Consider the following 10,274-nt stretch of genomic DNA (forward strand, 5'->3'; position numbering starts at 1 on the left):
AAACGCCGATGGGGAAAACTGCTCAGCTCCTGATCCAGGCGCGGCCCCAGGAATTGAGTGTGTATTCCTCCTGTGCCCAGACACCGGGCTGGCGGGAGGCATCAGTGACTTCGAGCTCGGCCGAGAACTCCAGGCGGTTGCGATCGGCATCGACCACCATGAAGAACAGATTGTTGCCCGGCCCATGTCGGCCGGGGCCGAAGAAAATGGTGATGCGCTCCTTGGCGAAGCGATCACCCCAGTCGCGGATGTCATTCCATTCGTTGGTTTCGTAACAGTGGTGGTCCCACTCGTTTTTCGAACCGCGGAAAAACGCCAAGGTGTGGTGTTCGTCGCCCGAGCGCAGGAAGCACGTCGTGAGTTGGCCGGTCTGCTCGTCCACGACATTGTCCGAAACGGTAAAGCCCACCGTGTTGACGTAGAAATCAATCATGGCTTCCAGCTCCGTGGTCTGGAACACCACGTGTTGCAAGCGGCCGGGCATGCCTTGGCCTGAGGCCTGGAGAGCAGGGTGAGCGACGCCAAATATCGTTTGCCGGCCCTGGGGATCACGGATCAGGAAAGCCCCCGTTTCGAGCAGCGGCGAGTCGACCTCTTCGATGACGCAGCCGTTGCCGAGCAGGCGAACCCGCAGTGCTTGCAGTCGAGGCTGACTGCCCAGGTCGAACGCCGCCGCGAGCAGGCCGCTGTGGTCGGCGGGAGACACGAGCATGGCGCGTTGCGGGCCGCTGAGCATCCAGCTGCCATCGGCTTGCGCCTGGCTGTCCATGTCCAGCATCCGTCGATAGAAATCGATTTGCCGTTGCGCGTCCTTGCTCGCCAGGTGCAGGTAGCACAGGCGTGCAGGTGTGGAAGTCTGGAGTGTTTGCATAACCACCTCTGTGCTTGAAGGTTTAATGAAAGACGGGCGCGATGCTCGGCTCGATTGCGCTGCTGTGGGCCACGGTGATGCCGAACAGCGACTGCAACGATTCGGCGGCCCGGGTTTCGGTAGCCTTGTCGAAAATCGCGGCGATATAGCGATCCGGGCGCAGCAGCAGGAACGGGTGCGAATCGCCCAGCAGGGTTTTGAGCTGGCCTTCACGGTCCTGGAGCACCGTGCAGCCCGGGATCGATGGCATGGCCTGGACAGACGCGGGCAGGATCAGGATGCGTCTGGCTTCAAGGTGGCTCCAGAGGCCATGCTTGAGTTCATCGATACGCTGGCGGGTCGGGTCGCCGTATTGAATCAAGGCGAAGCCGGCGCCTATGGCGTCGTCGAGCAGGCGTTCCTGGCCGTGGGCGTCGGTGAGCATCGGTTGCGGGAACATCTGTCCGCAGGACAATGTGCCTGCTTGCCCCTCGGTCAGCACCAGGCCCCGAGTGAAGCGGGGTTTGGGCTTGAAGCGCATTTGCAGGAAATAATCGCGCAACGGCGGCAACAGGCCGATCAAGGCGAATGCCCCACTGATCAGGCGAGCGCGCAGGACGGTGGCAGGTGCCATGACCACGCCGAGGTTCAAGGCCAACTTGATCAATGCCCACGCATGATCACGACGCTCGCTTTCGTAGGACAGCAGTGCGCTTTCCGCCATTTTTCCCTTCAGCACGCCGACCAGCTTCCAGCCCAGGTTGTGGGCATCGCGAACGCCGCTGTTCATGCCTTGCCCGGCATAGGGCGGGGTCAGGTGCGCGGCGTCGCCGGCGAGAAACACCCGCTGCACCTGCCACTGCTCGGCGACCCGGGCGTGGAAGGTGTAGACCGTCTTGCGCACGATGGAAACCGGCGTGTCTCCCTTGAACGGGCGTAGCAATGCTTGCAGGCAGGTTTCGTCGAGCACCTGTTCGTCCGTTTCATCGGGCTTGAGCAGGAACTCGAATCGGCGCGTACGGTGAGGGCCGGGCACTTCCACCACCGGGCGCCTGGCGTCGCAATACACGCGGGTCTGCCAGAAGGGGTCGTCGTCCTGGTCGGTATCGACCACCAGCCAGCGCGAGGAGAAGCTCGAGCCGACCATCTCGATCCCGAGTTGCTTGCGCACCGGGCTACGGCCGCCGTCGCAGGCCACCAGGTAAGCCGCGTGGACTTCCATCAGTTGTCCTTCGGCGTCACGCACCAGTGCGCACACGCCGTGTTGGTCCTGGGTGAATTCCACCAAGTCGTGGCTGAACCGAGCCGTCAGGCTGGCAAAACGTTCGAGACCTGTCCTGAGGGTGTTTTCAAACAGCGGTTGGCGAAAGGCGTTGCGCTTGGGGAAGCCATACAGCTTGCCGGTCGGCTCGACCTTGCCGAAGCAGCGACCGCCGGGCCGGGTGAAGTAATGCACGCCGTAGCCGGGCACGACATCACGCAGCACGGCGGCATCGAGCCCGATGGCCTGCATGGTGCGCAAGGATTCGTCATCGATTGAAACCGCCCGCGGCTCGGTCACGGTGCCCGGCTTGCGGTCGATGATCAGGGTGTCCACATCGGCTTGGCCGAGCAGGTTGGCCAGGGTCAGTCCGGTGGGACCGGCGCCGATGATCAGGACCTGGGTGTTGATGCGTTTGAGGGTTGTCATTGTTATTCCCTTCCGGATGGCTCAGCCCAGTGGCTTGGCGCGGTTGGCGAGCGCAGCCATGCGTTGTGACAGATCCTGCGCCAGGGCAAGGATCTGCTGCCCTTGTGTCTCTTCCTGGGCACTGTCGCGTTCTCGCACCGGGCGCACGCAACTGATGCTGCCGACGACCTTGCCATCGCCGTCGAAAATCGGCGCGGCCAGACCATAGACGCCCGCGTCGACTTCACCTGCGCTGGCCACATAGCCTTGGCGACGCAGTTGCTGCAGCGAGCGACGAAACGCCTCCCAGGTCTGGCCAAGTTGACTGGCGCGCACTTCATCGGGGTGGTCGAGAAACAGTTGGCTGTGTTGGCGCGAGGTCATGTTGGCGAGGATCGCCTTGGACGTCGCACCCAGGAACAACGGCCTGGGCGAACCACGGGAGTAGCTGACCTCACTGAACAGGTCTCCGTGCTGGTGAATGCACACGACCTGGTCCTTGAACAGCCGGCAGATCAGCCACACCTGTTGTTCGCTCCACTGCGGGAAGCTGGGCTCAAGCGATTGTGCGGCGCGTACGAGGGGGTCGCTCAGGCGCAGCTGGCGGTCCCAGGTAATGATCCGCGCGCCGAGGGCATAACGCCCGGCTTCGACCTGGAACAACAGGTTGGCCTCGGCCAATTCGCGCACATAGCGGTAGATCGTCGAACGGGTAAAGCCCAAGGCGCCGCCCATGTCGTCCACCGCCCAGATCGGGCTCTGTTCGGTGAACAGGTCGAGTACCCGCAGCATGCGCTCCAGGCTCGAGCCTTTGCTGTCGCCATCCTGCTCGGGCAGGGCGTCAGGGGTGTGTAGGTTTTCCATGCTTATTGCTCGTCCACGATGCTGTTGCGCAGGGTGCCGATTCGAGCGATTTCGACCTCGACCTGATCGCCCGGCTTCATCCATACCGGCGGCTCGCGGAACGCACCGACGCCGCCGGTGGTGCCGGTGACAATCACGTCACCGGGAGCCAGTTCGGTGAAGGTGGAGCAGTATTCGATCAATTGGCGCACATCGAAAATCATGTCGCTGGTGCGGGTGTGCTGCATCACTTCGCCATTGAGGCGGGTGGTCAATTCCAGGTCCTGTGGATCGCCGATCTCGTCGCCGGTCACCAACCAGGGGCCGAAACCGCCGGTGTTCGGGAAGTTCTTGCCGGGGACGAACTGAATGGTGTGCTTCTGCCAGTCGCGGACACTGCCGTCGTTGTAACAGGCATAACCGGCGACGTAGTCCAGCGCGTCGGCATGCTTGACGTGGCGGGCCGCTTTACCGATCACCACCGCCAGCTCGCCCTCGAAATCAAGCTTGTGGGACGCGGTTGGGCGAACGATGGGTTGCAGGTGGGCGGTCTGACTGTCAGCGAAGCGGGTAAAGATCATGGGGTAGGTCGGCATCTCACGACCGGTTTCGCGCACATGAGTGGCGTAGTTGATGCCGATGCACAGCACTTTGCCCGGGTTCGGGATCACCGGCAGGAACGTCACGTCAGCCAAGGGGATACGCGGCAGGCTTGCCAGGCGCGCAGCGCTCAGTTCGTTCAGGCGGTTGTGGCCGATGGCCTGTTTGAGATCGCTGCCAAGGGTTGGCTTGAGCGATTCCAGGTCGATGATTTGATCACCTTCGACCACACCGTAGCTGCTACGGCCTTGGACAATAAAGCTTGCGAGTTTCATGGAGGCTCCTGGAGAGAGGGAGGGTGCAATGAGGGTTAATCTAGTCTTGCTATAAAATCCTGTAAAGCAGGATTTATACAAAAATCCTAAAATATGGAATTTATGTATTTTTTTGGCGAGGCTGTCCCTTTGGCGGACTTGGGGAGCAAAGGGAGGGGAGGCAGGCAGCCACCGCAGATGGCAGGGGCCGCGAGAGGTGCGCAAAAGGCTCTAAACCTGTGGGAGCGAGCTTGCTCGCGATGAGGTCTGCCAGTTCAATACTCATGTCACTGAACCGCCGCCATCGCGAGCAAGCTCGCTCCCACAGGGATTGTGCTTAATTGACGGGCATCAGGGCCCGATGCCAATCAATTGCTTGGTGCCCAGCAGCCATGCAGCGACATGCGCATCCGGAAGGGAATCCTGATCCGGGCAATGGGACCGCTGGCCATGTCACGGGTGTCCAGCACGACCAGTTCACTGCGCCCTTCGGCAATGAGGTTGAGCAGGGCAACCACGTAGCCATCGGCTTCCTCTGCATCCGCCGAGCGCGGTATGAAGATGGGTTCCTGGAAGCATCCGCTGTCGCCGGGAAACCAGGCGTCGGTGCGGCCTGTTTGCAGGTCCAGGTGCGTCAGCAGGTTGAAAAACTGGAAGGGTATCGGCCCATTCGCCGGGTTGTAAGGACGCTCAGGATCAAAGGCGAGCAGGAAACCATGCTGGTACTTTCGACCGATGTAGCGATCATCACACCGTGGAAACTCGCAGGGATATTCCGTCAGAGGCTGCGGTTGAACGTCCTCCTGCGCGCCATTCAGGTCGAAGGTCCAGCGCATCAGGCTGGCGGCCAGGGTTTCAGGCGGTGGTACGTAGCCGTCGGCCTGGGGGAAGAAGTAGAAGATATTCCCTCCGGTGACCGGCATGTCCACATACACCTTGCCGTCCTCATCGAACGCATTGAGCGTATGCCCCTGGAAACCGTCCTTGGGCCCCTTGAACCAACGCACGTCTTGCGCGCTACCGTTGCGCGGCACGATGGCGAACAGTTGAGGCAGGTCGGGTTGCCACTGGAAATGCGGACCGCCGTTTTTCATGCGCTCGACGTCCACCGTCAATGGAATCAACGGGAACACCACGTACCGTTCGGTCACCGCGAAATCGTGCACCATTGCCGCATAAGGGGCCTGGAACCAGATCTCGTGCAGCAGCTTTCCGTCCGGCGAGAGTTCGAAGTAGGCCAGGTCGGGCGTGCCGTCGCCTTTGGCCTCATAACTGCAGGCCAGCAGGTTGCCTGTCACCGGATCGAGCTTGGGGTGGGCGGTGAACGTCGCAGCTTTGATCTGCCCATCAAAGCTCCATTCGCCGAGGGTTTCCAGGGTTTCGAGATCCATCGCCCAAGGCAGGGCATCTTCCTTGAGCGCCAACAGGACGCCGTTGTGAGGGATAACGGTGGTGTTGGCGGTGGTGTTGTTTTTCGCCGCGAGGGGGTCATTGGTGTAGACGTTTCGATAGACGCCGTTGAGCGAACGCCCTTCACGGCGCTGGGCCAGCAGGCGATCGGTCTTCACGTAGCGGCGTCGCATCGAGACCTTGCCATTGGCAAAGTTGAAGCGGCTGACCACGCCGTCGCCGTTGAAGAAAATATCGTGACCCAGCATGGGGGGGTACTGCGGGTCTGGCGCCACCTGATAAAAAGTCCCACAGATCGAAGCGGGCAGGATGCCTTCGATCTCAAGATCGAACACCTCTGCTTCCACGCGGCTGGGCGTGTAGAGAGCGCCGGAAAATTCAGGGGTTTGAGGGAATGGAATACTCATCAGGCAATCTCGTCAATGTGCGGGTTCGTTCATGTTCAGGCCGTTTGCGGGGACATCGCCGGCCCGGATGGCTTCACGCCGCGGCGAAAGCGTGCAACGACCAGGCACGAGATCACCAAGGCTAGCAGATAGGCTGAGGCGGCCAGCCATCCGACCGCGCGGAAGTGTCCCTCGCCCACGACCAGTGCGGCGCCAAACGGGCCGAGTCCCTGGCCGATGAAAATCGCAGCGTTACCCAGGCCTGCCAGTCGACCGGAAGGGTCCAGTTCCGCCGCCATGGAAAGCAGGTAGGGCAGGCTGAAAAACCAGACCATATGGATCAGGCAGGCCGTGGTGATAAAGGCAACGGGGCTGGTGCCATAGACCATGATCAAGGTCGCCAGCAATGCCGTGCCGAAGCTCAACAGTTGCGGAAACAGCAGGCCCAGGCGCCGTCCGATCAGCCCGGCGAGCCCGGCGCCAAGGGCACCGGCAAGGATGCTGCCGCCGAGGATGCCGCCAATCTGCTGGGGCTCCAGGCCGATGCTCTTGCCGATGCGTTCCTGGTACACCCACAGGGCCGAGTGGCCGAAGAACAGCAGGGCAAACAGCAGGATCAACAGCATGGCGGTGAGACCGAATGGCTGGGTCGAGCCATTGGCCGCGCGATGGGTGTCCGGGTAGCGCTTGGGCACTCTCCAGCAACCCAGCGCCGCTAGCACGCTGGTGATCGCCAACAGGGAAAACGCCCCATTCACGCCAAATGTTTGAAGGACCAGCGGCATGGAGGTCACCAGCAGCATGCCCCACAGCAGGTTGCCGATGTTGATGACGGCGAAGGTCGCATCCTTGGACGTGCGCAGCGCTGCGGTGGCATAGACCACCGCCATGACCGCGCCGCCGCTGGCGCCGCAGATCATCCTGGAAATGACCAGCCCGGTCTGACTGTGCAGTTGTGTACTGGCCAGGTTACCCAATGCCAGGATCAACAAGGCCACCAGGGCGAAGCGGCGCCGGTCGACGCTCGCCATGAACAGGGCGCAGACCCCGCAGGCGATGGCCATCGCCATGAGTTCCGCGGCGAAGATCGCGCCGATTGCATTGAGTGGCAGGCCGAGCTGGTCGATCAAGGCACCGCCCAGGATCGGCTGGATCTGCAGCGTCCCCAGGGAAATGACCATCATCAGGCAGATGGCGCCCAGTGATTTTTTGCTGTCGATGGAGTCGAGTGCGTTCATGAAGCATCACCTCAAGTAAAGAGCCCGCTCATGCGTGAGCCGGCCTACACGTCAATCAGAACTTGTGAACGTAGCGAACCTGCACCTGGTAATCCGCTCGGGAGCGATTCTCGACGCCGGTTTCTTTATAGGTGTTGAGCCAGAAGGCTTTGTCTTCGGTGATTTTCCAGAACAGGCCCGGGCCAAAACCCAGCACCTTTTCCCGGGAGTCGGTCAGGGTGTTGCCGTTGACCTTGTCATCCGAAATCTGCCGGAAGTAGTAGCCGTTGATGCCGACCGAGACCTTCGGGAACACTTCGTACGAGGCGGTGAAGTTGGCCCATGCCGACTGTCCTGACTGGGTGTCGCGCACCGCTTGCCCTTCAAAGAACTGCTGCGAACTGCTCGCCGGATCGTCGTTCTTGAAGTTGTACAGATAGTTCAGTCTCCAACTCACTTCCCAACGGGGTGCCGGCATCCAGGTCGCTGCCCAGTAGGGGTTCAGGGAGAAGTGGTTGGAGCCAGGGTTCATGTCTTTGTCTTTGTCGTACTTGCCCGTGGGCAGGATGGTGTCGAAGGCCATGCGCTGCACGAAAACCGGCCGGCCGCTGGCGTCGACGATCGGATCGAACTGGACCTGTGGCCCCACCGTGACATCGCTCAGGCCGGTAGCGTTGTCCTTGAGCTTGGCACCGTTGTCACCAAAGTCGCCGTCCAGGGAGACGACGGGGACCAGCAGGCTCCAGCCCAGGTGTGCCCCACCCGCGAAAGTGTCGGGTGAGTAGTAGCTCAGCTGATTGATCATCGTGATGACGTTGATCTTCGGGTCATCGAAGGCGCCGTTTTTCTTGCCGCCGTTGGTCCTGATGCTGCTGGCGGTGCTGAACTTCAGGTAGGTCTGGTGAGTCAGCCCGGGTGGCCCCGCAAACCCGTCGTAGAAGCTGGTGCCGCCCAGGTTGATACCGCTGGGTTGGCTTACGGAAGGTGGAGGAGGGCCGTCGGCTGCATGGGCGGCAAATGACGCGAAGCTGAGTGCCAGGCACGCTGGCAGGGATTTGGTCAGGCTCATTGAAGTGGCTCTATTCTTGGAATTGTGAGCGGGGGAATGTCCCCTGGCACTTCGACTTTAAGTCCCGGTGGTGGGTGATGCTTGAGCGCAACGGCCAGAGTTGACTGAGCGTGCCATGATAGGGGCGATGACGCTCAACGCGCACTATGCTGCGGCCATCGGCGAGTTGAAACTGGCTTGAGGTAGAACCCAGTAGCGTGTCTTGGATTAATCCCTTTCTTTCTCTTGATACAGCCAAAAAACAAGTCCAGGATTAAGTCTTTTCCTGCCTCGGCAAGAAAATAAAACCCTTAAATTTCAATGAGTCGGACACAAGATACGAGTCTCGTTTCCCGCTCCAATTATTGTTCTACAGGCTTCTATTGAAGTCTGCAGAAACTGAAAAAAGAGGCTTCGGCCTCTTTTTTCGTTCCAGTAAGTTCTTCTCGGAAGTACTAGCAGCCACGGTTTTTAGTACATTGTTTAGTACATTAATCCGGCGCTTGGTAGATCACTTTTTCGTGGGACTCGCCTCTCTGGAAACCGTACAAATCTCCTCTATTCAAACGAGACGGAGATTGTCCGATGGCTCTCACCGATACGGCAGTCCGGCACGCCAAACCCCGCGCCAAGGACTACACCCTCCCCGACTACAACAGCCTCGCCCTTTTCGTGAATACGAAAGGCGCCAAGTGCTGGCACTTCCGCTTTTCCTGGGCGGATAAGCAACCCCGTATTTCTCTCGGTACCTATCCTGAAATTGGCTTGCGAGATGCTCGCGCTCTGCGTGATGTTGCGAGGGGTATCGATCCACGCGCTCATCGGCGGCAGGCGTGTAATGCCAGCGCCTGACCGCGCAAAATACCTAAGGAGCAGTCTTTCAGCGTCGACGTGACTCAATACGTCGAGTCTGAGGGTGCGCTGGAGGTGGTGTGCAGATTGAACGTCGTGGTGCGCTGACGGCGGCGGAGAAGTGTCGAATTTGGTTAATCAACTTTCCGGTACGTCATCGTCGAGGGAGGGCTCGAGACCAATCCGGCCGCCGACACTCGATACAAACCATCCGAACTGGATCGTGGGATTTATCCGCCGTGCCAACGATGCGTGCTGGCTTTGGAGTGCATGTGGTAGCAGACGGGGATACTGGGGCAACGCTTGATCAGCGTGGGTCTTGGGTCCTGAGCTTGGCCAAGCCCTGAAAATACGCACGCCAGAACTCGACCGCTTCTTGCGCTGTTTCCCGGTGTTTCACGCATTCGATCTCGAAAACATCCGTGCCTGCAGTGGTGTGGTTTCTCGCCAGACGCGTAATGCCGGGTCAGGTGTTTCCTGTATGCGCTGCAGCAAACTGCTTTCGCGATCCTTGATTTCGTCGAGCACGTAGTCGACGAACAGGCAGTAATTTTTTAGCGTGCAGACGCCAAAAATATGAAAACGATCCGTGTTGGGAGTGCTCACGAATGTCATCCTTTTCCATGGTGGTAACGTGCCTTACACCGACTGGCGCGTAGATCGTTAGCCTAATACCGATCTGGAAAATTGCGATTGCGAATGTTTTCTTGAGGGGGGGGAAGTCAGCTTTTAATCTACGAAACTGGTGGGGCAGAGCCCCGTCGGGGGGAAGCCTGTCTGGTCGGTCAGTATCCGGCTGGCCGTCCGTCCTTCATTTGTAAAGTATTCGAATCTGGATTTGACAGGTCATCTCTTCCTACTAGGCTGGTACCGGTATTCTGTAGGAAGAGGTCCAGACCTGCAGGCGCAAGCGAGAAAATACGATCTCAAGTGGTGCGAGTCTACAATGGCGCAAGGCTGCATCATTGTCGCTGGCAAGCCTCAGGCACTCACTGGTAAAGGGAATTACTGTGTTCAGGAACACGGATGTGTTGGTCTTGCTCCTCACTGAATCTACATTGAACAGCCCAAATTCTTGCCACCGCAGGAAGGCCGAGGGCTGCTTTCCGCTTTTCTCTCTCACGGGCAGGCGCCTGTGAGTTTGT

9 protein-coding genes are annotated in these 10,274 nt (G+C 59.8%); 1 reads left to right on the forward strand and 8 read right to left on the reverse strand.

Annotated features, from left to right (window positions below; all coding sequences use genetic code 11):
- Nucleotides 1–22 precede the first annotated feature (22 nt).
- From AACY49_RS03080 to AACY49_RS03110, 7 genes are all read right to left on the reverse strand, one after another.
- Entirely contained in the window at nt 23–871 is an 849-nt protein-coding gene (locus tag AACY49_RS03080; RefSeq protein WP_339521573.1) for a VOC family protein, read from the reverse strand.
- Nucleotides 872–893: 22 nt separating this feature from the next.
- The gene (locus tag AACY49_RS03085; protein WP_339521574.1) at nt 894–2,540 is read right to left on the reverse strand and encodes a bifunctional 3-(3-hydroxy-phenyl)propionate/3-hydroxycinnamic acid hydroxylase; all 1,647 of its coding nucleotides are present in this window, start codon (nt 2,538–2,540) and stop codon (nt 894–896) included.
- 21 nt (nt 2,541–2,561) lie between these two features.
- Nucleotides 2,562–3,383, reverse strand: a complete 822-nt coding sequence (locus tag AACY49_RS03090) for an IclR family transcriptional regulator (protein WP_339521575.1) — start codon at nt 3,381–3,383, stop codon at nt 2,562–2,564.
- A 2-nt stretch (nt 3,384–3,385) separates the two neighbouring features.
- A complete protein-coding gene (locus AACY49_RS03095; protein WP_339521576.1) occupies nt 3,386–4,237 on the reverse strand; it encodes a fumarylacetoacetate hydrolase family protein in 852 nt (283 codons plus the stop codon).
- Nucleotides 4,238–4,584: 347 nt separating this feature from the next.
- On the reverse strand, nt 4,585–6,033 hold the full coding sequence (locus AACY49_RS03100; protein ID WP_339521577.1) for a carotenoid oxygenase family protein: 1,449 nt from the start codon (nt 6,031–6,033) through the stop codon (nt 4,585–4,587).
- Nucleotides 6,034–6,068: 35 nt separating this feature from the next.
- Entirely contained in the window at nt 6,069–7,250 is a 1,182-nt protein-coding gene (locus AACY49_RS03105) for an MFS transporter (RefSeq protein WP_258700295.1), read from the reverse strand.
- Nucleotides 7,251–7,305: 55 nt separating this feature from the next.
- Nucleotides 7,306–8,298 carry a SphA family protein gene (locus AACY49_RS03110; protein ID WP_258700296.1) on the reverse strand — a complete coding sequence of 331 codons (993 nt, stop codon included), beginning with the start codon at nt 8,296–8,298 and terminating at the stop codon, nt 7,306–7,308.
- Nucleotides 8,299–8,862: 564 nt separating this feature from the next.
- On the opposite strand from AACY49_RS03110, the gene AACY49_RS03115 reads away from it, so the two are divergent.
- Nucleotides 8,863–9,129: an Arm DNA-binding domain-containing protein gene (locus tag AACY49_RS03115; RefSeq protein WP_258700297.1), complete on the forward strand. Its 267-nt coding sequence runs from the start codon at nt 8,863–8,865 to the stop codon at nt 9,127–9,129.
- A gap of 396 nt (nt 9,130–9,525) precedes the next feature.
- Here the strand turns inward: AACY49_RS03115 and AACY49_RS03120 are convergent, their stop codons facing one another.
- Nucleotides 9,526–9,735, reverse strand: a complete 210-nt coding sequence (locus AACY49_RS03120; protein ID WP_258700298.1) for a hypothetical protein — start codon at nt 9,733–9,735, stop codon at nt 9,526–9,528.
- Between the last annotated feature and the right edge of the window lie 539 nt (nt 9,736–10,274).

Origin of the sequence: Pseudomonas sp. EL_65y_Pfl2_R96 (assembly GCF_963970905.1) — a bacterium.
In the GTDB taxonomy this organism is placed as follows: Bacteria; Pseudomonadota; Gammaproteobacteria; order Pseudomonadales; family Pseudomonadaceae; genus Aquipseudomonas.

Bases quoted from the DNA above. Each gene is read 5' to 3' on its own strand.
- AACY49_RS03115 (WP_258700297.1), top strand. From the start codon at position 8,863: ATGGCTCTCACCGATACGGCAGTCCGGCACGCCAAACCCCGCGCCAAG.
- AACY49_RS03095 (WP_339521576.1), bottom strand. From the start codon at position 4,237: ATGAAACTCGCAAGCTTTATTGTCCAAGGCCGTAGCAGCTACGGTGTG.
- AACY49_RS03080 (WP_339521573.1), bottom strand. From the start codon at position 871: ATGCAAACACTCCAGACTTCCACACCTGCACGCCTGTGCTACCTGCAC.
- AACY49_RS03090 (WP_339521575.1), bottom strand. From the start codon at position 3,383: ATGGAAAACCTACACACCCCTGACGCCCTGCCCGAGCAGGATGGCGAC.
- AACY49_RS03085 (WP_339521574.1), bottom strand. From the start codon at position 2,540: ATGACAACCCTCAAACGCATCAACACCCAGGTCCTGATCATCGGCGCC.
- AACY49_RS03100 (WP_339521577.1), bottom strand. From the start codon at position 6,033: ATGAGTATTCCATTCCCTCAAACCCCTGAATTTTCCGGCGCTCTCTAC.
- AACY49_RS03110 (WP_258700296.1), bottom strand. From the start codon at position 8,298: ATGAGCCTGACCAAATCCCTGCCAGCGTGCCTGGCACTCAGCTTCGCG.
- AACY49_RS03105 (WP_258700295.1), bottom strand. From the start codon at position 7,250: ATGAACGCACTCGACTCCATCGACAGCAAAAAATCACTGGGCGCCATC.